At 51.7% G+C, this 23,368-nt stretch carries 17 protein-coding genes; 9 read left to right on the top strand and 8 right to left on the bottom strand.

What is annotated here, in order from left to right; all coding sequences use genetic code 11:
* Window positions 1-47: 47 nt before the first annotated feature.
* Window positions 48-347 (bottom strand): ArsR/SmtB family transcription factor, encoded by a 300-nt coding sequence (locus ACWHYD_RS12420; protein WP_447962353.1) that lies wholly within the window; start codon window positions 345-347, stop codon window positions 48-50.
* 384 nt (window positions 348-731) lie between these two features.
* Here ACWHYD_RS12420 and ACWHYD_RS12415 point away from each other — a divergent pair, with 384 nt between their 5' ends.
* Window positions 732-1,772: a PstS family phosphate ABC transporter substrate-binding protein gene (locus ACWHYD_RS12415; protein ID WP_447962352.1), complete on the top strand. Its 1,041-nt coding sequence runs from the start codon at window positions 732-734 to the stop codon at window positions 1,770-1,772.
* 278 nt (window positions 1,773-2,050) lie between these two features.
* On the opposite strand, the gene ACWHYD_RS12410 is transcribed toward ACWHYD_RS12415, so the two are convergent.
* From ACWHYD_RS12410 to ACWHYD_RS12400, 3 genes are all read right to left on the bottom strand, one after another.
* Complete coding sequence (locus tag ACWHYD_RS12410; RefSeq protein WP_447962351.1) at window positions 2,051-2,941, bottom strand: transglutaminase family protein; 891 nt, start codon at window positions 2,939-2,941, stop codon at window positions 2,051-2,053.
* Window positions 2,938-5,523 (bottom strand): circularly permuted type 2 ATP-grasp protein, encoded by a 2,586-nt coding sequence (locus ACWHYD_RS12405; protein WP_447962350.1) that lies wholly within the window; start codon window positions 5,521-5,523, stop codon window positions 2,938-2,940. The genes ACWHYD_RS12410 and ACWHYD_RS12405 overlap by 4 nt, the downstream gene beginning before the upstream one ends.
* An 81-nt stretch (window positions 5,524-5,604) precedes the next feature.
* Window positions 5,605-8,937, bottom strand: a complete 3,333-nt coding sequence (locus ACWHYD_RS12400) for a transglutaminase family protein (protein ID WP_447962349.1) — start codon at window positions 8,935-8,937, stop codon at window positions 5,605-5,607.
* 286 nt (window positions 8,938-9,223) lie between these two features.
* On the opposite strand from ACWHYD_RS12400, the gene ACWHYD_RS12395 reads away from it, so the two are divergent.
* The 5 genes from ACWHYD_RS12395 (at window position 9,224) to ACWHYD_RS12375 (ending at window position 15,499) form a co-directional block, all read left to right on the top strand.
* Window positions 9,224-10,684, top strand: coding sequence for a circularly permuted type 2 ATP-grasp protein (locus tag ACWHYD_RS12395; protein WP_447962348.1), 1,461 nt, complete (start codon window positions 9,224-9,226; stop codon window positions 10,682-10,684).
* 3 nt (window positions 10,685-10,687) lie between these two features.
* Entirely contained in the window at window positions 10,688-11,677 is a 990-nt protein-coding gene (locus tag ACWHYD_RS12390; protein ID WP_447962347.1) for an alpha-E domain-containing protein, read from the top strand.
* A gap of 94 nt (window positions 11,678-11,771) precedes the next feature.
* Entirely contained in the window at window positions 11,772-12,110 is a 339-nt protein-coding gene (locus tag ACWHYD_RS12385) for a hypothetical protein (RefSeq protein WP_447962346.1), read from the top strand.
* Between the two features lie 502 nt (window positions 12,111-12,612).
* The gene (locus ACWHYD_RS12380) at window positions 12,613-14,817 is read left to right on the top strand and encodes a B12-binding domain-containing radical SAM protein (RefSeq protein ID WP_447962345.1); all 2,205 of its coding nucleotides are present in this window, start codon (window positions 12,613-12,615) and stop codon (window positions 14,815-14,817) included.
* A 244-nt stretch (window positions 14,818-15,061) separates the two neighbouring features.
* On the top strand, window positions 15,062-15,499 hold the full coding sequence (locus tag ACWHYD_RS12375) for a DUF5069 domain-containing protein (RefSeq protein WP_447962344.1): 438 nt from the start codon (window positions 15,062-15,064) through the stop codon (window positions 15,497-15,499).
* 59 nt (window positions 15,500-15,558) lie between these two features.
* Here the strand turns inward: ACWHYD_RS12375 and ACWHYD_RS12370 are convergent, their stop codons facing one another.
* Window positions 15,559-16,002: a hypothetical protein gene (locus ACWHYD_RS12370; protein WP_447962343.1), complete on the bottom strand. Its 444-nt coding sequence runs from the start codon at window positions 16,000-16,002 to the stop codon at window positions 15,559-15,561.
* A gap of 370 nt (window positions 16,003-16,372) precedes the next feature.
* On the opposite strand from ACWHYD_RS12370, the gene ACWHYD_RS12365 reads away from it, so the two are divergent.
* Window positions 16,373-17,263 (top strand): hypothetical protein, encoded by an 891-nt coding sequence (locus tag ACWHYD_RS12365; RefSeq protein ID WP_447962342.1) that lies wholly within the window; start codon window positions 16,373-16,375, stop codon window positions 17,261-17,263.
* Window positions 17,264-17,331: 68 nt separating this feature from the next.
* On the opposite strand, the gene ACWHYD_RS12360 is transcribed toward ACWHYD_RS12365, so the two are convergent.
* The 3 genes from ACWHYD_RS12360 to ACWHYD_RS12350 form a co-directional block, all read right to left on the bottom strand.
* Entirely contained in the window at window positions 17,332-18,774 is a 1,443-nt protein-coding gene (locus tag ACWHYD_RS12360; RefSeq protein ID WP_447962341.1) for an amidohydrolase family protein, read from the bottom strand.
* Between the two features lie 70 nt (window positions 18,775-18,844).
* On the bottom strand, window positions 18,845-19,252 hold the full coding sequence (locus ACWHYD_RS12355; RefSeq protein WP_447962340.1) for a hypothetical protein: 408 nt from the start codon (window positions 19,250-19,252) through the stop codon (window positions 18,845-18,847).
* Entirely contained in the window at window positions 19,249-20,124 is an 876-nt protein-coding gene (locus tag ACWHYD_RS12350; protein ID WP_447962339.1) for a transporter substrate-binding domain-containing protein, read from the bottom strand. The genes ACWHYD_RS12355 and ACWHYD_RS12350 overlap by 4 nt, the downstream gene beginning before the upstream one ends.
* 129 nt (window positions 20,125-20,253) lie before the next feature.
* Between ACWHYD_RS12350 and ACWHYD_RS12345 the strand changes: the two genes are divergently transcribed.
* Window positions 20,254-21,663 (top strand): hypothetical protein, encoded by a 1,410-nt coding sequence (locus ACWHYD_RS12345; protein ID WP_447962338.1) that lies wholly within the window; start codon window positions 20,254-20,256, stop codon window positions 21,661-21,663.
* A 95-nt stretch (window positions 21,664-21,758) separates the two neighbouring features.
* The gene (locus ACWHYD_RS12340; protein ID WP_447962337.1) at window positions 21,759-23,303 is read left to right on the top strand and encodes a cobyric acid synthase; all 1,545 of its coding nucleotides are present in this window, start codon (window positions 21,759-21,761) and stop codon (window positions 23,301-23,303) included.
* Window positions 23,304-23,368: the final 65 nt, after the last annotated feature.

Here is a 23,368-nt window from a genome sequence, read left to right as displayed (position 1 = left end):
CGAAAATAAAAAAAGACGAAAAAACCATAAGGGTAAAGAACGACGCGTTAATCGAAGGAAATTTTGCAGCACCCCAGATTGATGGCCTTGCCCGCCGTAGAATCTGCGACGCATTCCGGCAATTGGTAAATCATGGTTTTCCCTTCCCGCGAGGACTCCACTAAGCCTGCGTCACGAAGGATGGCCAAATGGTGGGACAATAAGCTCTGTTCAACATCCAACTCACCCATGAGTTCTCCGACATTTTTCGGCCCTGACATGAGTGATTCAAGCACGCCGAGGCGGGTTGGGTCCGATAACACTTTCAATTTTTCCGCACAAGCGGGGGATGTAATCTTTGTTTTCATGGGGTGGAATGAAAATTTTTGAATGTAAAAATCTATTTAATATGATTATGTATTCATATGAATAGAATTTAATATGGACCATTATTGTGAGTCAAGGTTTCATGGATGCAGTCGTACAGTATTTTGGATAGTTTGGATAGATTAGGTTTTCTAACGAAGGTACCTCCGATTGATACGTTCAAAACGATAAATTCCAGCAGGGAGTCCTCAAATAAAAGTTAACGTATTTGTAACATGCGAGACATAATACCGACATAATACGCAGGTAGGCTCTATCCTCAATAATAGAAAATGTGAGAATGAGGGAAGGCTTCTTTCAATTTTTGTGAAAATGGTGGCATGAGAGACAAGAAGGCATATTAATCCTTACTACGAGGGGCGAACATGAAATTGACAAGACTCAAGGTCCTTAAGTCCAGTGTTTTGTTGGGCGTAATGTTGGTTGGGACACCTGTTATGGGAGAACACGATCTGTTTCCCCCTATCGATCAACAGATTCCTCATTACGCTTCACAAAGTGACGTATCAGGGAAGATCAACATAGTGGGCTCCAATACCATGGACCCAATTCTGAAGAAATGGAAAGACCAGTTGGGAAAAGTTCAACCTCATTTGGTCATTACCCTGGACACGGAGGGTTCCAAAGTCGGATTTGAGTCATTAATGAGTGGGAAGACCCACATGGCGGCCATGTCCCGTCCGCTGAAAAATGAGGAAATCGAGCTATTCACCAAACGGCTAGGGTACGCACCCACTACGGTACCCGTTGCCGTGGATGCATTTGCCGTCTTTGTGCATAAGGATAACCCGCTCGACCAAATCACCTTTCAACAATTAGATGCTGTGTTTTCCTCCGAAAGGCGACGAGGGGCTCAGGAGTCTCTGGACCTTTGGGGCCAGTTGGGCCTTTCCGGAAGCTGGAAACAAGCGCCTATCCTTGCGCAAATTCGGGATTCCAATTCAGGAACCGGACAATTTTTCAGAGAATTAGTCTTGATGGGTGGAAAAGATAAAGAGTCGGTTGCGGTTCAACCAGGCGCCGCGTCGGTTGTCCATGCCGTTATGAATGATCCTTATGCCATAGGGTATAGTGGAATCGGCTATCGCACCGATTCCGTCAAACCCCTGCATGTGGCTACCGAGGAAGGGGAGTCTTTTGTCGAGCCGACATTTGAATCCGCGAGCAATGGATCCTATCCACTTCGTCGGGTGCTCTATCTGTATGTGAATCATTCCCCACAAGCACAGGATTCTCCTCTCCTGTCGGAGATTATCAAGTTTGCGGTAAGTCAGGAAGGCCAACAGGTTGTTGCCAAATCAGGCTTTTTCCCGTTACCCACCAAAGACCTGGTTGCCTTGTACGCCGACTGGTCCGAGCCGGTTACTTCCGCAGCCACCAATGGGAACTCCCAGGAAATCCGATAATCTCCTCCAGAATCAGAGGGTCGGAACAAGCCTCGAGTGTTTCTCGCATTTGCAAGGCAAATCAGCGGTGGAACTGTTTTCAGGGATTTTGTCTTAAGAGGAGGAAAGCTAAAGTTTTGGATATTGTTCTGACAGGCCCGGCGTCTGTTGTTCATGCAATAATGCATGATCATTTTGCTGTAGGATAAAGGAGAAAGGGCTATCGCACGAATTCTCTAAGACACTGCGGCGGGAATTAACGAATCGACCACTGACATTTTCCGGATTGATAATCAGAATTATACGAGTGAAGGATGTGGAGCGGGGCTGACGTCCACGGACACGGCGAGAGTATGGTGTCCGCCCCCAACCATGAAGCCATTAATCGGACTGACATCTCCATAATCCCGTCCCCAGGCCAAGGTGATGTGTTCATCGCCGGGAATGATATTGTTGGTGGGATCAAAGTCGACCCACCCGAGGCCGGGACTCCATGCGGCCAACCAGGCATGTGAGGCATCGGCACCTACCAGTTTCTCCTGTCCTTCAGGTGGATGCGTCAAAAGGTATCCACTAATATACCGTGCGGGCACACCAAGGCTGCGGAGTGCGGCGATTTCCAAATGCGCAAAGTCCTGGCACACGCCTTTCCGTGAGGTGAGGACATCTTGAACCGGTGTGGAAACTTCCGTCACACCTCCTTCGTACGTGAATTCCTGAAAAATTCGGCTGGTTAAATCCATGACTCCGGCCAGAAGGGGGCGTCCGGCTGGAAAACACTCACGGACAAAATCATATGTGGCATCGTCCATGGTGATGTACGGGGAGTCATACATAAATTGTTGGGCTTCCAGATTCGGCGTATCCAACGGATTCTGGAGTTGTTGGACGACTTGATCCCAGGGCGGACTTTGATCCAATGGGATAGGATCAGGCTTCATGACATCCACTAAGGTTTTGGCTTCGACGATCAATTCGGGATGGGGCGTTTGAATGGTCAAATGGGTGATCGGGTTCCCAAAATAGTCTATGCCATCTGAACGGACAGATGGCGTCGGGTCAAACGTCATCATCGATCGGAGGCAATGTTGTCGGGGATGGGACCGGGGAGTGAGACGCAACACATGATGAGAAATGGCAACAGGCTGTGTATAGGCAAAAGTTGTCCGGTGAGTGACCTGATATTTCACGGAATGCCCTCAAGCCATTGAGGCCCGGAAATGCGTTGAGCCAATGAATGACTGAAAAAGGTATGAGCCACGACATCGGAGAGTTGATGCACATGTTGATCCAGTTGTTTGAGGAGACGTTCCAGATTGACTCGCACTCCGGTTTTTGTCGTGGATTGAGCGAGTTCCATCATGTCGGCCAGTCGAATATCCGTCCACCCACGTGTGGTAATCCTTAGTGCCGGGTTGATGGAAGCAGCGGCTTCCTCTCGAGGCAACGCGTTGATGTGTGCCTCGATTGTGGATAATTGGAAAATAATTGAACGGGGGTTGGTGTCATCGGCCAACAGTAAATCCAAGACCGCTGCAAGTTTGGCTTCGGCCTTATAGCGGGTTCGGTAGGTAATGGAGGCGTCGGCTAATTCCAGAAGCAGATTGAGGGCGCCGGTGGTTTCCGGTGTCCCTCGTGATGCCAAATGACGGATGAGTTTTGATAAATGTCTCACGCGTTCCAGGCGCCGTCCCATTTCCAAAAAACGCCAGGCATAACTGCGAGTCATATTTTCCATAACCATCCCATTCAACGCGGCCAGATGTTGTATCATCCGGCTCAGTAGGCGAATGGCATCGTCGATGCTTTGTCCTTTGGTCTGGGCCCATTCCTTCGGCACGCCGGTGAGTTCCATTAAAATATTCCAGGTGTCGAGAGACAACCGGTGGCGGACCAGTTCTGCGGTGCGTCGCACATTCTGGAGAATGGTTGCCAGGCCGTCCGGCGAATCCGGGTCAAATAAAATCGTTCGGAGTTCCGCCTCCACCGCACCGGCTCCGCCTTCTACCGCGCGTTTGGCCCGACGGGGGGATAAATGTTTTTGCATCACGAGTAGGGAAACTAAACGATTCAGGGTCTCGGGATCATCTCCGATTCCTGCCTCTCCGCTCATGCGTAGGACCAGGCTTCGTAATAAACGGATCGCGCCCTCAGCGCGTTCCGTGTAACGTCCCAGCCAGAAAAGATTGTCAGCGGTTCGACTGGGTAGGTCCCGTCCTCCTCGCCGAAGCTGAAGCGTATGATGGGGAAGAGTCACGGCTGCCGGGATATCAAGAGGACCATTCGCTTTCACCCAGGTGTCTTTACTGAAATCACCGGGCTCATGCCAGTGACCACGGGGATCTGATTGAACCGATACGCGAGCCAGTCCCCCAGGCATGACGGTATAGCCGTCCTTTGTGGCTGTCAGATAAATGCGGACGGTCATGGGGGCGGGTTTGAGTTCATCCTGAGACGTCCAAAATGGAGTCGTGGATGGGGAAACGATTTCACGTCCCACGTACTCATGCCCACGCCGGGCAATGGCTTGAGCCAGGGCTTTACGGTCTTGCTCATTCAGGTCAGGCCCGAAGGAAGACAGACGGTCGTGGGTGAGGCCCCGCTTGGGGGTCAATACGCGACGAATTAACAAATGATCCATATTGTCAAGCACGTAGGCCCGCTCGTTGGCTTGTCCACACCACCAGGTGGCGACACTGGGAATTTTAAGCCCTTCACCAAAAAAGAATTTGGATAACGTCGGCAGAAAGCTTAAGAGGACTTCGCTTTCGATCAATCCGCTCCCGAGCGCGTTGGCCATCGTGACGTGTCCGGCTCGAATGGCTTGAAGTAACCCAGGGACACCTGTGCTGGATTCCGTCATCAATTCGAGGGGATCGCACAAGTCGGAATAAATCCGCCGCAAGACCAGATCAACGGGTTTGAGACCATCGACCGTTTTCAGGAACAGCCGTTCATCACGTACGGTCATGTCCGACCCTTCGACGATCGGGTATCCCAGATACCGGGCCAGGTACGCATGTTCAAAATACGCCATGTTTTCTGGGCCTGGTGAGAGCACGACCGCCATGGGATCTTCCCGTTGGGAAAACTGGCGAAAGCTCTCGCTGAAGGTCTGGAAAAAAGAGGAGAGTCGTTGGACCTGTGTCCGGGCAAACAGGTTGGGTAACGACCTGGAGACGATAATACGATTTTCGAGGGCGAATCCGGCACCGGTGGGCGCTTCGGTGCGATCCCGCAAGACCCACCAATTTCCGTCCGGTGCCCGCGCCACATCGAATGCCAGGAAATGTAAGTATGTGCCTCCCACCACCGGTACGCCATGACAGGGCTGCAAAAACTGGGGATTTCCAAACACGACAGCAGGGGGTAACGTGCCGTTTTTCAGCAATTGTTGGGGGCCATACAAATCGCTCAAGATATGGTTGAGGAGGCGGGCTCGTTGAATCAGGCCTGATTCAAGGTGTTGCCATTCTTCCTGGCTGATTAACAGGGGAAATAAGTCTAGCTGCCAGGGTCTGTCAGATTGTCGTCCATTCTGACCGGCAAGATACGTCATGCCGTCATCCTTCAACATTCGTGCGGCAGTTTCGTGAGCCTGACGGCGCTGGGTGGCGTCCAGGCTCCCGAACTGTTTCAACAGATTCTGCCAATGTGAACGGACGGACCCGTCAGACGCCACGAGTTCATCAAAGGTATCCGGTTGAGGCGGGTACATCTTTGAGGGCTGGGAAAGGGAATCCGGTGGTTCGGGAGAAAGGGGGGCCGCCATGGAATCCATCAGAGTGTTGTTTTTCGAGAGACGATCAAAATTACCTTACCGTTTCCTGAATACACTGTCTAGGTTACGTGATTACGCCGGCCAACGGAGGTCGAGGGTACAAGGAAATTCCGGGCGAGAAGTATCTGGTGGTTCGGCATAGGGTCCTGCGGTATGACCAAAGGCATGAAACCTGGCCAACCGGCGGCTTTCGGCTTCATAGGCGTTGACGGGGAAATGTTCAAAATTTCGTCCGCCCGGGTGGGCCACATGGTAGGTGCACCCGGCAACCGCCCGTTGGGCCCATTGATCGTAAATGTCAAAAGTCAGCGGGGCGTCAATTCCGATCTTCGGATGTAAACAGTTTGGAGGCTGCCAGGCCCGGTACCGGACGCCGCCGACCGCCTCTCCTTGCCGTCCGGTTGGTGCCATCGGTATGCGTTTGCCATTGCAGGCGATGATATAACGGTTTTCTGTTGACCCGGACAGCTTGATCTGTAGCCGTTCGACCGAAGAATCCACATATCGCACAGTGCCTCCAGGGGCTCCTTGTTCTCCCATCACATGCCATGGTTCCAGAGCCTGTCGAACTTCCATGACCAGACTGCCATAGTTGATCGAACCAAAGAGCGGAAAACGAAACTCCAGGTGAGGCGCGAACCAGTCTTCATGCAGTTCGTACCCGGCGCGGTTCATCTCTTGGATGACCTCATGGAGATCCTGAGCGAGGAAATGTGGGAGCATAAAGCGATCATGGAGTTGGGTGCCCCATCGAACAAGGTTTCCCTGGTCCGGAGATTTCCAAAAACGGGCGACGAGCGCAAGGAGGAGAACCTGTTGAGCCAGACTCATGCGTTCATGGGGCGGCATCTCGAAGGCCCGGAATTCCACCAATCCGAGTCGACCGGTCGGGCCATTAGGGGAATAGAGTTTGTCGATACAAATTTCCGTGCGATGCGTATTCCCTGTGACATCAATGAGCAAATTTCGAAAGATCCGATCGACCAACCACGGAGGTGGGGGTGCTTCGACGTTGGGGGGAGGAATCTGGGCAAATCCCAGTTCTAGTTCATACAAGGAATCATGCCGGGCTTCATCGATGCGGGGAGCCTGACTGGTCGGGCCGATGAATAGGCCGGAAAAAACATAGGAGAGGGAAGGGTGACGTTGCCAGTAGGCGATCAGGCTCCGGAGGAGGTCGGGCCGACGCAGAAAGGGGCTGTCGGCAGGGGTGCTGCCTCCCATGACCACATGATTGCCTCCCCCGGTTCCCGTGTGTCGTCCATCCAACATGAACTTTTCCGTGCCTAATCGGCAGAGCCTCGCTTCTTCATAGATGGCCGTGGTAATCGCGACCATGTCCGCCCAATTTTTCGCGGGGTGGATATTGACCTCGAGCACTCCAGGATCAGGAGTGATTTTCAAAACGTTGATACGAGGGTCATAGGGGGGCGTGTAGCCTTCCAAGTGAATCGGCTGGTTTAATTCCGCAGCGGTGTCCTTAACGACGGCGACCAGATCAAGATAATCTTCAGCCGATTCCAGAGGCGGCATGAACACGCAGAGGTGCCCGTTACGAGGTTCCACCGTGAGAGATGCGCGAACCACACCTCCTGCGCCGACCCCGCTTTTTTGTCCCATGATCACTTGAGCCGGTTCATGTGGCCCCCCTTCTCCCTGTAGTTTCTGAAGCCGGCGTTCCTGAAGGGAGGATTCCTGAATCGGATCGGGTAGGGGCCCCCGGATGTCGAATGGGTCCGTCGGAATGATATAGGGATAGTCTTTGGGATCAATAACCGGTAATGACGGGAGGGGCAATCGAAAACCGATTGGCGAGTCACCCGGGACCAAAAACAAGTGCTGACTGCGGGTGGTCCATGCCGCGGTGACCCAGCGACGAGGTCCGTCCTTGGCATTCCAGCGTTGCAATGGCAGGACATAGCCGGCCGGTTTGCCCAGACCGCGTTCATACACCTTGGCGAGCCGGGCACGAGCCATGGGGTCGTCGAGATTATTGGTGGCCGGTTCGAGGTTTTCCGGCAGCTTTCGTTCCTGACCGATGAAATGCCAGGGATCTTCATAGACGGGTTGAATGGTTTTGGTGCCCACCTCTACCCGCTTGGCGATTCCCTGAATGAAGTGATTGGCATCATCGGCTGAAATGTTTGAGACCTGATTTTCCTCGGCAAAGAACTGGTCTTCCTGCCAGATCGGTTTATCATCCTGTCGCCAATAGAGACTAAATGCCCAACGTGGCAATGGTTCGCCGGGATACCATTTTCCCTGGCCAAAGTGCAGAAGTCCGCCCGGAGCGAAGCGCTCCCGCAAGCGTTTGATCAGTTTGGCCGCCAACGGGCGTTTCGTATCGCCGACGGCCTCGGTATTCCATTCAGGAGCATCGGGATGATCAATGGAGATGAAGGTGGGTTCCCCGCCAATGGTGAGCCGGACATCATTGGCCGCCATTTCCTGATCCAGCCGTTGTCCAAATGTGTCGATGGCTTGCCATTGTTCCTCGGTGTAGGGCTTGGTGACTCGTGGCGTTTCAACAATACGAGTGACCGACATCTCATGGGAAAATGTCGTTTCGCAAATATCCATAACCCCGCTAATGGGCGCGGCGGTCAGCGGATGGGGCGTGCAGGCAAGCGGAATGTGCCCTTCTCCGGCCAACAGGCCGGAGGTGGCATCCAGTCCCACCCACCCGGCTCCAGGCAGATAGGCCTCGACCCAGGCGTGAAGGTCAGTGAAGTCATGATCGGCACCAGATGGACCATCCAACGATTTCACATCGGCGACAAGCTGAATCAAATAGCCGGAGACAAATCGACTGGCAATGCCAAGGTGGCGAAGGATCTGCACGAGGAGCCAACCGGTGTCCCTGCACGATCCACGGCCAAGCTCAAGCGTTTCATCAGGGGTTTGCACGCCGGGTTCCATGCGGACGACGTAGTCGATTTGAGACTTGAGTTGCTGATTGAGACTCATGAGAAAGGGAACGGTCGGATCTTCGTGTGGCGCGGTGAATGATCGCAGCCATTCCTGCAGTCGAGGGCCAGGTGGTTCTTTGGCCAAATACGGCAGCAGATCTTCTTTGACCATAGGATCATAGTTGAAGGGAAGTGTCTCGGCGTCAGGCTCCAGAAAAAAATCAAAGGGGTTATAGACGACCATGTCGGCCACAAGGTCGACTTCCACATGAAATTCCCGAACCTTTTCGGGGTAAATAATCCGCGCCAGATAGTTGCCGTGAGGATCCTGTTGCCAGTTCAGAAAATACCCGGTGGGCTCAATCTTGAGTGCGTAACTCAGTATGGGCGTCCGGCTATGGGGAGCCGGCCGCAGCCGGATGACGTGAGACCCCATCTGAACGAGCCGATCGTAGCGATAATGAGTTTGGTGATTGAGTGCGACGTGGAGTGCCATGAAGAATTAAGAGCTGATTGAATACCTGTGTTGGTGATAGGGAAAGCGAAAGAATGCAATAGCCCTCTTCACGTGAACCGATTGAGGAATCTTAGCATCGTCCCTAATCGTTTTGCATCATCGAACTTGATGAGACTGTGTAATCACCAATCCAACAAAAGCGTTGCATGAGCATTTTTCTTTTGTTGAAATTGCCCTTGTCCCGGCCGGCTATGTTACACTCTTTTCCGTAAATTCCGGCGAGAACGTTTTTTTGCCGAGAGGCCACTGATCAAAGGATAGGGTTGTGAAATCGTTATTTGACCGCTATCAGATGAAATCAGGTTTCGATGAAATGTTTGAGTCGTCCGGCGTTCCGCGTCGTCATTATCGGCGTCTCGTCGAACGGTTACGGAATTTCTCTTCGAAAGATCTGGAATTGAAACGGCGTCAGGCCGATCAGGCCTTTTTGCGGCAGGGGATCACCTTTACCGTCTATGGCGATCTCCAACAAACCGAGAAGATTTTTCCTTTTGATCTGATGCCACGGATCATCCCGGATCTCGAATGGCGAGTCATTGAAGAGGGGATTCGCCAACGCGTCATGGCCTTGAATATGTTTTTAGTGGACTTGTATGGCGATCAACGGATTCTGAACGATCAGGTGGTGCCTCGCGAACTCATAGAAAGTTCCGTACATTTTCAAAAAGATCTGGTGGGTTTTTGCCCGCCCAAAGAGGTGTTCATCCATGTATCGGGGATCGATTTAATTCGAAACCATGAAGGCAGCTATTACGTGCTTGAGGATAATCTCCGGACACCTTCAGGTGTGTCGTACGTGCTGGAAAACCGACTGGTCATGAAGCAACTGTTTCCCAACCTGTTTGCCGACATGCAAGTCCGGCCGGTGGATCAATATCCGACGCAGCTCCTGGAGAATCTCAAGTGGCTGGCTCCCCTTGGCAAGGAAAATCCCACCGTCGTCCTCCTGACTCCCGGTGTGTTTAACTCCGCCTACTTTGAACATTGCTTTTTGTCTTTACAAATGGGAATTCAAATGGTGGAAGGCCGGGACCTTGTCGTGGAATCTGATGATAAGGTGTATATGAAGACCACCCAAGGTCTCGAGCAGGTGGATGTCATTTATCGTCGGGTGGATGATGCCTTCCTCGATCCGGAAGTCTTTCGCAAGGATTCCGTGTTAGGTGTTCCCGGCCTGGTCCGGGCCTATCGGGCAGGAAATGTGGGCCTGGCCAATGGCATTGGCAACGGGATCGCGGACGATAAGGCGGTCTACACCTTCGTACCGAAGATGATCGACTACTATTTAAGCGAGAAACCGATTTTGCAAAATGTCCCGACCTATTTGTGCGGGAATCCGGAAGACCGGAAATATGTGTTGGACCACCTCGGGTCGTTAGTCGTCAAAGCCGTGGGGGAGTCAGGCGGGTATGGGATGTTGATGGGACCCAGTTCGACCAAAGCCGAGCAGGAAGAGTTTCGGAAGAAAATCGAAACCGATCCACGCAGCTACATTGCCCAGCCGGTGGTGACCCTCTCGCACCATCCCTGTATCGTGGATGGAGAAGAGAACATGCGATTGGTCGGGCGCCATATCGATCTCCGGCCGTTTGTGCTCTGGGGGGAGGAAATTTCCTTGTCCTTGGGAGGGTTGACCCGTGTGGCCTTAAAGGAAGGCTCCCTGGTGGTGAATTCTTCCCAAGGCGGAGGAAGTAAGGACACGTGGGTTCTCTATGGGGATGAATAGACCATGTTGAGTCGAACGGCAGAATCGTTTTTCTGGATCGGGCGCTCGGTGGAGCGGGCTGAATATACCGCCAGGTTCGTGAATGTGCATTTTCATTTGCTCACCGAAATCGCAACTCAAGAAGACCAGGCCAATATCTGGACTCGATATTTAGAGGATACCGGGGAACTTGAGGCCTATACCAAAATTTTTGGGGAAGTGCAGACTCGGCCGGTCATGGAATTTGTTACCCTCTGCCGTGACAATCCGAATTCGCTGACCAATCTGATTGCAGCCGCGAGAAATAGCGCCCGCGGAATCCAGGATCAGTTGTCCAGCGAAGTCTGGCATTTTATGAATGATTTTTATCTCAGCCTCAAGGGAAAGACCGAACTTGATCTGTGGTCGGATACACACGATTTGCTCAGGTATGTACGGAATACCTGCTACACACTGGACGGGGTTGTCGGCAGCACGATGGTACATGATGAGGGATGGAACTTTTACCGGTTGGGTCTGAACATTGAGCGGGGTGGTCGGACGGCTCGACTCATTGATATTCCTGTTCTCAGTGATCCCACGACTGAACCCAGGAGAATTTCCGAATATCATCAGTGTTTAGCCGCGTTAAAATCAGCCAGCGCCTTCGAGGCCTATCGGAAGTTTTACTCGGCACAGTTGGTGCCGAAACGCATCGTGGAGTTTCTCCTCTTTCATGATAAATTTCCTCGATCCGTCCGATACACGACGGGGCAAATCAGTAAAGTCGTGGAACGGTTAGCCGGAAGTAGTCGGCGGGCCGAAACCCGTCAGGCGATCAGATTAAGTGGGGCCTTGGCGGCGGATCTGGAATTTGGCAGCTTGCAAGAGGTCTATTCCACAGGTTTATCACTTTTTCTGGGCCAGATGCTTGAGAATTTTGACCAGCTTTCAAACTTGATCGCGTTGGCATTTTTCCGCACCAGTGGCTATTCGACTTCCTCCCAATCCCAATCCCAAACCCAATCAGTGTGAGACTCAACAGTGCGAGAGGACAACGTCCCTGTGGGATGTGTCATTACTAACTGTCTGGAGCATAATCTTCCAGGCTTATTCATAGGAGGTCATCATGAAACAAAAGTTCTTGTTCGTTCTTACGCTTCTCGTCGCCTGTCTGGCTGTCTCAATCAGCCCTGCACTGGCCGACATCGATGATGGATCGAAGATTACAATCACGTCGCCGAAGGATGGAGCTATGGTGGGGGACACTTTTGAACTTACGTACGAACTCGTCAAAGGTTCCCAGGCCGCGCATGGCCATGTCTATCTGGACGGTGAACCCCAAAAGGAATTCTCAGGCACATTCGAGGGCCTGAGCAAAGGCAAGCACGAAATCAAGGTGCAGGCCGCTACCCACGATCATGACCACCTCGCGGCAAGCGACAGCATCTCGGTGACGGTCCAGTAACCGGCAAACTGTTGCGGGGAGGCCTGGGTCTCCCTGCAAGCAACCGTTCGACCCAGACGTTGCGATGTGACTCGACGAGGAGCGGGGGGGCCGGTCAAAGGAGGAATGCCAGGCCGCACGATATGCTCTTTTCACATAATCTGACGCACTGATTTGGGTGCCGGATCCGGTTGCTGGACTCCTGAGCAGAATGTCGTGGCCATGGGAAATGGACAGACACCTGATTGGCTCCTGAGCGTTTTTAATATGCCACGGTATTTTTCTCATGATTCATGGATCAGTGAACGCCGCTAACCTGTCTGCCGAACTGTCTGCCGAAGCTCCGGCGCAGGCACCGCAGCATTATTCAATCCTTCCGGATACTCTCCTCAGTTCTGACTTGTCCTCTTTGCTTCACTGGGGTAAGCTTTCCCGTTTCCTTGACAAGGCCTTGCCATCTCAATAACCAGGCGAATAGCCAATCACCGGTATTCGGATTGACCGATCAGCATCTCAACCGATCATGTCTGAATTAGCTATCCTCCTGATTATCCCTCCTTTGACTCAACTCAATACGCCGTATCCATCTACGGCCTATTTGACAGGGTTTTTGCGGTCACAAGGGTATCGCACGCACCAGGCTGACGTTGGCATTGAGATGGTGTTGGCCCTGTTCTCACATGGGGGCTTGAGCCGGGTCTTTGCCGAACTCAGGAAGACTCCACTTGAGGAACTTCCTGGTGAAGCACGACAAATGCTGAGCTTGGAACGCGCATATGTCGAGACAATCAATCCGGTGATTAGTTTTTTGCAGGGACGAAATCCCACCCTCGCTTCGCGCATCTGTCAGGGCATCTTCCTTCCAGAAGGTCCACGCTTTGCCTCGAAGCATTCAGATGACCAAAATGGAATACATCGTTCACACAATCAAGCCGACCATGCCAAGCATCTGGCAACCTTGTACCTCGAAGATCTTGCCGACCTCGTTCAGGCGACCATTACGCCCTACTTTGCGTTGAGTCGCTATGCCGAATCCATTGCCATGCAGGCCAATTCCTATGATCGTCTTGAAGAAGCCTTGGCCCAACCCATGAGTCTCACGGATGAATGGATGGTCGAAGCGCTCTGGCAGCATGTGGACCGGCATCAACCCGCTGTCGTCGGATTTTCGGTGCCGTTTCCCGGCAATCTGTATGGCGCACTTCGAATGGGTCAACAATTGCGGGACAAAAAGCCGGAAATCAAAGTGGTGCTGGGGGGAGGGTATCCCAATACGGAGTTGCGCAGACTGCACGAACCTCGACTGTTTGAAGTCGTCGATTTCGTGACGCTTGACGATGGAGAGCGGCCCTTCCTCTGTTTGTTGGAATACCTGGAGGGAAAACGACGAGAGTCCGATCTGTGCCGGACGTTTCTTCGTTCAGGGCGGCATGTCGTCTGGCAGAATGGAGCCAGCGAGCCGGACGTTTCGCAGGTTGAAGTGGGAACCCCAACCTACGACGGATTACCTCTCAATCAGTATATTTCCGTGCTGGATACCTTAAATCCTATGCATCGGCTCTGGTCCGATGGGCATTGGAATAAATTAACGGTGGCGCATGGGTGTTATTGGAAGCAATGTACGTTCTGTGATGTGGGATTGGACTACATCGGCCGATACGAAGTCTCACCGGGCGAATTGTTGGTAGATCGTATCGAAGCCCTGATCGATGAAACGGGAAGTCGCGGGTTTCACTTTGTAGATGAGGCCGCTCCGCCAGCGGGATTGAAAAATCTGGCGCTGTCTCTGCTTGAACGGGACGTCACTATTTCCTGGTGGGGAAACGTCCGGTTCGAACCGGCATTCACGCCGGACCTCTGTCGTCTGCTGGCCGCCTCCGGTTGCATTGCGTTGAGTGCCGGCTTAGAGGCGGCATGCGATCGTCTGCTGGCCTTGGTCAAAAAGGGCATTACCGTCGACCAAACCGTTCAAGTCGTTCAGGCTTGTCATGAAGCAGGCATTTTGGTGCATGCCTATCTCATGTATGGGATTCCCAGCGAAACGATCGGTGAAACCATTGAAAGCCTCGAACGTGTGCGTCAATTATTTGCTCATGATCTCATACAATCAGCCTTCTGGCATCGATTTACCACCACTGCCCACAGTCCCATCGGCATCAATCCCCAAGCCTATGGCATTCAGCTCGTCGGACCGGCATTCGGAGGGTTTGCGGAAAATGATCTGGTTCATGTGGATGCTCTGGCGTCTATGCCGGAATGGATCGGAGAGGGGTTGCGAGCCGCGCTTTGGCATTACAAAGAAGGGGTGGAATTGACCAGGGATGTCAGGGAATGGTTTCCGGAGCGGGTCCCGAAACCAAAGGTCAAACGCACCTGGGTCCAGCAGGTCTTGGAGAGCGAACAGCGGGAAGACCATTCCAGGTTAGAGCGAAAATTCGTCTGGATCGGCGGGCAGCCGGATGTTGATCGGGGAAATGGCGAGCAATACAGAATCATGTTGTCGAACCGGACAACGGATGAAGAAGTGAGGTTGAAGGGAGGCCAGGGCGAATGGTTACTCAACCTCATCGAACGCGCCGTGCCGGTTCATCAAACAGGGGGACATCGGTATCCCATTTATAAGGAAGTGCGAGCAGGTTTCCCGTTTGGCGGCCCCAAAGGATTCGATAAATGGTGGCAGTCCGCCTCCGCCATTAAAGCCAGAGCGGTCGGTCTCCTGTTGGTCTAAGCTGGATTAAAGCTCCTCTGTCATTTCCGACATCATTCACCGGAATCCATCGTTAGGTTTGTCCTCACCTTCCGGTTACTACCCAGGGTCCATCTGCCAGAAGATTCTGGAGAGAGTACAAGCCCGTTGATATGACTGGGCTTGATCCTGGGCCGCCATTTCCTTTCAGGCCCCTCACGAGGTATAACGTAGGAGCCACATCTGACGTTTTCATAGATTCATTTATCACAAAGGAGTATGACCAATGACCACAGCACAATATCCACGCAGTCCCAAAGAACAGGTCGGTGGCCTTTGCCATCTCGGACGGCTCATCGATAAAATCCGTATGCGCAATGCGGGACAAATTCAAGATTACAATTATCTGACGGCCGGACTCGACAAATATCTCCTGGATAAACTGGAAATAGAAGGAGCCGATATTGAAAAGCGGGTGCTGCAAGGTGGTATGGATGGGGAGATTGCCGACTGGGTGAAGTCCAACGGGAAAAGCCTGAGTGAAGAAGAAAAGGCCGAATGGAACAACATGGTCCTCACGTTCGGACCAAAGGCTGAAATGGCTCAGAAAGCATTCGATAGAAATAAAGCGGCCTTGGCTGAAAAGCGTGGGGTTTCAGTGGAGGAACTCTCACACATCACAACCTGGACCGGCCTCATTGACCACGACGAAGACCGGATGTAGCCATTGGCTTAATATCTGGCAGGAAAAATCGGTGCGGCTGGAGAAACACGGGTTCGGGGTTAGAGCGGGACTTTGGGCCCACCGGAAATATCCTGGTAGGAGAGAATATGGCGGTGACCTTTTCCGTCGTCCTGGATGATCAGTTCCAGAGGCAAATCTTTCGAAAGGTTTAACAGTTTTTCCCACTGTTCGGAATCCCGTGGGTGGACCGCTAAGGTAGCATCCCCGGGAACGAACTTCCATCCGGTTTCGAACAACGGTCTTGCATCCGATCGTTGCTTCCAATTCAACCAGAGTGTTTCACGGTCTTTTTCGATATAACGCACGGTGCCCCGGACACCCGTGGGTTCAGAAAAATTGGTAACCCCTTTTATGAAGGTATCCAGCGGATGAGGTTCAGTTTCGAGCTGAGCATGAGCGATGACGCCCGTCAGGCCCAATCCCAAGCATGCGACAAAGGACAGGGAGAGAATTGAAAACCGTGAGAACCGTTCTGTCGTCATGGGTAACCTCACAGGTGAGAGGAATAATGACATCTCCGACTGTTTAATTTAATCATAAGCAGAGACGATTCACAAATGAGACAGTATGGTGTTTGGTTTGATCTAGGATTTGAATGTTTTTTAAGACCAGGGCGAGATCACGATTAATGATAGAAAGGGCATGCCCACCCACCCGATGGTGCTTGCCTTAAGTTCAAAATGAATAGGTTCGGAAATTTTATAGTCACTTAGGCTCGAGGGCGCCAAAAGGGACATGGGCTAAGTCGACCAGATTCCTAGAATGGCCAGCCAATTTAGTCTTGCTGAACACGACGAAGGAAAAATGTAAGAACAACCAACTACCTATTGCTTGATCAGAAATTTATAAAAAATGTTTTTCACTCCAGGCCATGCAAGCGATGAGGAATACGTTTTACTGCGTGATAATCCTGGATATTCAATGTACAAAGCTAGGATCGAGCAATTATGGACTGTCCATAAGCCCTATGCTGATATTCATTTTTTACAAGAGGCTAAAGAGCAATTGCACCCGCGACTATGGGAAATGATATTAACGAATACTTTTAAAACTAGAGGATATTCCCCAAAGAAAGTATCGAATCAGGGTCCCGAATTTTTCATTGAAATATCTGGCAAAAGATTTTGGGTTGAGGCGATTGCCCCTGGACCTGGTACTGGTGCCGATGCTGTCCCCCCTCCTCCCTCACCTGTAGCGCCTGGAGAGTTGAATGAGGATGATCAACCCTATAATCCACCCTATGAAAAAATTATTCTCCGTCTAACAAGTGCCTTGGCCACAAAATTAAAGAAATATGAAAAAGATCAACGAGAGGGAAGAGTATCAAAAAGCGATGGCTTTATTCTGGCTATCAACGGAAATAAAGCCGTCAATGGATGGGACCTTGCTGCTGATACGATACATTCCATAATAAAAGCCGTTTTACCATTTGGGCCTGAATTTGTTTCTTTGGATCCAAAGGTCAAAGAAATCGTCGAGTCGGGGATTCTTTATCGCCCAGAAATCTCTAAGGGCAACGAGTCATCGGTGTCCACATGTTGGTTCCAAAGTGAAAGCTCGAAGGGAATATCACTCCTTGTTTACTCTGAATGCAGAAATTTAGGTCTTCTGAAAAGATTGGGGAGTGAATTTCGCTTTATCCATAACCCTTTAGCGAACCACCCAATACCCGAAGGTGTTTTTGGATTTGGAGGACATCATTGGCAGGAAGGAGACCAATTAATGCCTAAAATCTACCCATGATTTAAAAGGGTAATGGGTCAAATCTACAAGAGATTCTACTTTTTAACTTCAATTATTTTAGAGCCTGACTAAGAATGAACCCATCCATAGGCGTGGTGGCTTGGGGAGGGGCCTTCTTCCCGGTAGGCCATTTTGATATGGCTGAGATAATCCTTCGGTACTTCCTTCCGTTTGGCTTCGACATCTACATCAAACAGTTTGGCCGCATTGAGACCAAAAACCTTGGCTTTGAGTGTTTTGGTCAGGGCAGGATAGTGGAATTTTTCCTGGAGTTCTTCGGGAATCTGAAAACGCCGGAAGGCTTCGATCTGCCATTGAGGCGTGCCATACCAAATCGAATCTGTTCCCCAGAGAAGATGATCTTCACCGAAAGCCAAAAGAATCTGTCCGAGCAGGTGGGCGCAGACGACGGGTTCGGTGATGACGAGTTGACCGAATGTCGAACCCAATTCCATGTAGATATTTTTCAGCTTTGGTTGCTTGTGTTTTAAACGGCAGAATTCGCTGGTCCAGGGAATCTCACCTTTTTTGGCTTCATCAAGATTGATGCGAGATGTGCCTAAAAATCCGGAATGGTAAATCAGGAAATTTAATTTGGGGAAATCTTTTGCGGCCTGAAGAATGTCGCGGGGATGATTGTAATCGGGCACCGGGCCGAGCGGCAGGCCTTTGTGTGTGCAAATATTGTTGATGCTGAGGGTCTGCGCTTTTTCAAGCATGGGGTAGGCGATCTTTTCATCGCTTAGCCACCAGCCATGCTCGAAGCCTTTAGGCGGCGAGCCGGTATAACATTTCCAGGCATCGACCTTGAACGTCTCCGCTTGCTGATCCATGTACTCGAGGTCGACCTTGCCTAACTGGGGCATGACCAGCCCATGGGCGAGCATGCGTTGGGAAGCGGTGAGACGATTAATTGCATCACGGATGTGCGTCATTTCTTTGGGCGGGACGACGGCTTCCCATGGATAGGGGCCGGGCGGAGTGCTGATGAGCCCGATAGAAGTGTCGCTGTCCAGAAAGACTTCTTTGATGTAGTTTCCCAAGCTCAGGTCCTCCATTGTTCCACTATCCCCGGAGAGCTTGGGATTCAGGCCCATTTCTTTGGCACGGCGCCGCAATCCCAGAAGTCCGTCTTTCCAGCCCGGCTGGTTGAAGGAGGAACTGACGTAGTGGGTTTGGACATCGAAGATGAAGGGGAGGTTCCCTTTGCGAGCCTGAACCGCTTGGGGTTCCGCCGCTTCAACGTCCAGCACATCAAAGAATTTTCCAAATACCTGGTTCATGGCCAGAAAAGCCAGCGCCATTCCACCGGTGGTTTTAAGAAAATCTCGCCGGTTTATGCCGAGGCGGCTGCTCAGCCGTGTGCTGCTTTGGTGGATCAGCCACTCAACCTGGCTTTGTTTGATGGACTGTGGGGGCGGAAGAAATTCTTCGCTGGAGACCACCTGTGTGGGAACCGGTGAGGCGGAGGTATATCCTTGCCGGATATGGCTGGCTGTTCGACGGCTCATAGGCCAATTGTGCGCGATTCACTCTACTGAGGGCAACATTGGAAGAGCAGGGTGAACAGCGCTCCAGGAATTATTTTGAACCGAATTCAAACATCTTTATTAACGGCTTTTGCTCGTGTTCAATCATGTCATAGTCCGTTGATTTGCCGGACTTATATCGAGGGAAGAGCTCAATGGTTCGTCGGGAGGATGAGGTTTCCGGCTCCCCAGATTGTGGCGTTCGCCAGCCCACGGGAGGAGGAGGTGGTGGTAATCGCCAGTCCCGTTTCTCTTCTTGTGGAATTCTCCATCGGTTCGATTCGAGGAGATTTTCCGAGAGAGGAGATCGGTAGGAGTCTTCATCAGGAAGCGACAGTTGGGTGCTGGGCTTTTCAAGGGCGGCCGCTGCGAGCAGTGCCGGAAGGAGGAGAAGCATGCCCATCAAGCCTAGGGAGAAAGAGGGCTGTCCCTCTAAAAGGAACCGTTCTGCCCTAGTCATGGGTTCGTGGCCACATCTTTTCTCCACTCAATTCCCTCAAACCAATATTTGTGAACGGAGCTTAACCAGGTATCGGCGTTATGGCTGATAATCCATGCGTTGAGGAAATGTACAAAGTCGGGATCTCCCTTGCGAACGGCAAAGGCCTCTTTGGTCTCGAGCAGTGGTTTGGACAAGGGTTCATCAACGGTCTGAGGATGATCCAGGGCAATAAACGTGGTAATGGGTTCGTGCTCGATGTACCCATGGACCTTTCCGCCCGTGACAGCCTCTATGGCCTCCTCACTGGAAGAAAATGTTTTGATGGTGGCCTCCGGGAACACGCGATGGGCAAGGTCCTCGCCAACTGATCCGGTCACCGCAGAAATGATCACTTCCGATCGATTGAGGTCTTCTGGGCCATCAAAAGCTTTTGTTAATGGAATATTCGTGACTAATCCGATCCCGGATGAGTCATAGGGCTGGCTGAAATTGACTCTCAAGGCTCGTTGAGGGGTAATCACGATGCCTGCAGCGATAATATCGATTTCCCCTTTCAGAAGGGCCGGTATAATATCCTCCCATTTAAAGGGATGGAATTCGGGTTTCACGCCAAGGTCCTTGGCCAATTGTCTGGCCACGTCAATTTCAAATCCGACCAATTCACCATCCTTATTCTTGAATGTCCAAGGGGTAAACAGTGCGATGCCTACCCGTAATGTTCCTTTCTCCAGAACTCTTTGCAATGCGCCGGATTGGCCGCCAGGAGATGGGCTTAAACGGGATTTTGATGCGACCTCTGCTTGGGCCGTTGACAGAAGGACAAAGCCTCCGAAGAGGACTGCTGTGAAGCAATTGAGTAGGATGCGAAAGAATCGTTGGTGTGTGTGCATGATGACCGCCATGGTTGTGGTTCGCGTTTATGAAAGAAGGCACTGTACCATAGGGCTTCTATCCCTGAAAGTAGGGGGATAGTCCTTGAATGGTAACAAAAAAAAGAGGATTGATTGCGGGAGAGAGCTATGAAATGTAGAGGGTTGATAAGCTGGATCATTTTGTTGGCGATACTCTGTTCGGTCAATGCGGTTGCGGCCGAGCCTGTCTTGCAACCTTGGCCGAAGAACCTTTGGTACTGGAGTGATCACGGAGAACCCTTGCTGTTGTTAGGGGGGAGTGATGACGACAGTCTGTTTCAATGGCCGGAAAAAGATCTTCTTGCGCAGCTTGATCGATTGGTGTCCGCTGGTGGCAATGTCATCCGGAACACGATGAGCAGCCGACAGGATCGAGGTTTTGAGGTCTTTCCGTTTCAACAGCTGAATGATGGCCAGTATGATTTAGAGCAGTGGAATGACGAGTACTGGACGCGCTTCGAACGGATGCTGCGAGAAACGGCCAAGCGCGGCATCATCGTGCAGATTGAGGTCTGGGACCCTTGGGACTACATGGGCGACACCTGGCATCTTCAGCCGTATAACCCACGCAATAATATTAACTACACGATCGAAAAATCGGGATTGGCAGAACGCTATCCCGAACCCCCCTATCTCAACACACAACCCTTTTTCTTTACGACGCCCGGGCAGCGGAACAACCGTGTGGTTTTGCGGTACCAACAACGATTTGTCGATAAGATGCTGGAATATACTCTGCGATACGGTCATGTGCTCTATTGCATGGACAACGAAACAACTGGTGAAGAAGAATGGAGCCGTTATTGGGCGACCTACCTCAAGCTTCGCGCAGATAAGGACAACAAAAGGATTTTTGTCACCGAGATGTGGGGGAATAAGGATATTACCGCCGAGATCCATAGGCGAACTTTCGATCATCCGGAGGTGTACGATTTCGTCGACATTTCTCAAAACAATCACCAGAGTGGACAAAAGCATTGGGACCAATTTCTTTATGTCCAAAATTACCTGGCCAAGCATCCGCGACCGATCAATTTAACAAAGACCTATGGTGCGACCGGTCAGCGATTCGGCACCGACCAGGACGGGATCGAACGATTCTGGCGGAATCTGTTGGGCGGGGCGGCGTCTATTCGTTTCCATCGTCCCACGGCAGGACTGGGACTGCATGACAAGGCCGTGGCCAGTATTCGCGGGGCCAGAAAGCTGGAGTCGCAGATTCCTTTGTGGACGCTGGAACCCGCGGACGACCTGCTCACCGGTCACAAGCCGAATCACGCCTATCTGTCAGCCCGCAGGGGCAGCGCCTTCGCCTTGTACCTACCGGTTGGCGGTGGAGTGCGAATCGATGTGTCTAGCGCGGAAGAGCCGTTGGTGGTCCGTTGGATTGAAATTGCTACAGGAGACTGGGGACCCGAACAACAGATTCAAGGCGGCGGGAAGATTTACCTGACGTCTCCAGGGTCAGGGAATTGGGCGGCGGCAATCACCGGGCAACATTCAGCGGGGACTGACTGAGCAGCACACTGCGTCCTGAGCGTAGGTCATCGTTCCAGGCAATGTCGCACACGTGTGGGGCAAGATATACAGCTATTTCGAAGGAGACAATAGGCATGAAACCGGCATTAGCGATATTGGGGACGGGCTCTGATGTGGGAAAAAGTCTGGTAACGGCAGGCTTGTGTCGGCTGTTGCACCGGGCGGGAGTCAGGGTGGCGCCCTTTAAAGCACAGAACATGTCGTTGAATTCCTATGTCACGCCGGATGGAGGAGAGATGGGGCGAGCCCAAGTGCTTCAGGCTCAAGCCTGCGGGTTGGCTCCGCATGTGGACATGAATCCGATTTTGTTGAAGCCGGAAGCCGACGCCAAATCTCAAGTGATTGTTCAAGGAAAAGTATGGCGAAGTCAGAATGCCCGGGATTATTTTGATCGAAAATCTGAGCTGTTAGAATTTGTGAGGGCGAGTTATGACCGGCTATGCAAGCAGTATGATGTGATGGTGATTGAAGGGGCAGGGAGTGCCGCAGAAATGAATTTGCGGGATCGTGATATTGTGAATTGGCCGATGGTCGAGATGGCTGATGCGGCGGTGGTGTTGGTGGCCGATATTGATCGAGGGGGCGTGTTTGCGCAGGTCATCGGGACCATGAATTTGTTAGCCTCGGAAGAACGGCAGCGGGTGATCGGGGTCGTCATTAATAAGTTTCGAGGGGATCTGACGTTGTTTGAAGATGGAGTCACATTTATAGAAAAACACACGGGAGTCCCCGTGTTTGGCGTATTACCGTATTTGCGGAATCTGGAATTGGATCAGGAGGATAGCGTGGATATTGATCGATTCCGTAAGACGCCTTTTGAAGACGATACCGTCAATATCGCCGTCGTGTTGCTGCCACATATGAGTAACTTTACGGATTTCAATCGACTGGCTGCGGAACCGGATGTGGCGCTTCGTTATGTGGCTTCACCCCGGGAACTTCAGGGGGCGGATGCTATTGTTCTGCCGGGAAGTAAAACGACGATTGCCGATTTGGAGTATCTCCGGAAGGTTGGATTCGAAGAAGCGCTTAAGACACATGTCCAACGTGGAAGCGAGCTTATGGGTGTATGTGGTGGATTCCAGATGCTAGGGAAAGAGATCACGGATCCACAGCATGTTGAGACGGGCGGTTCGTCGAAAGGATTCGGGTTACTCGAAGTTGAGACGGAATTGCTTGCTCACAAGAAAACGGTACAAGTCCGTGCCTGCTCCTTACCGGAGTCCTGGGGGCATGAATGTCCGGTTGAGGGGTATGAAATTCATATGGGAGCCACGAGGGGTGCGAACGACATTCCATCCTGCTTTGGCATTCTTCCTAACCAGGAGAAACCTTCCTTAGAAAAGGAAGACGTACGGTTGGACGGGGCGATGAGTCCGGACGGGCGTGTCTGGGGGACTTACATTCATGGGGTTTTTGATCAACCGGAATTTCGCCGTCGATGGTTAAATCGAATTCGAATCCGTAAAGGCCTCGCGCCGCTTGATTTGGAAATATCAGCGAAGGTTTCCCGGCGAATGTCGCAGGCATTGGATCGTTGGGCTGACCATCTAAAAACCCACCTTGATGTGGATCGTATTTTCTCGACATTGGGATTAGGTGATTCCGCCCCAGACTGAAACAAAAAATTGAAATAAAGAGGCGTTGACTTTTCCAGGAGCCTGCCATATTGGGATCATATACG

This window comes from Nitrospira sp. Ecomares 2.1 (genome assembly GCF_965152585.1).
This window is presented reverse-complemented; position numbering and strand designations above follow the sequence as displayed.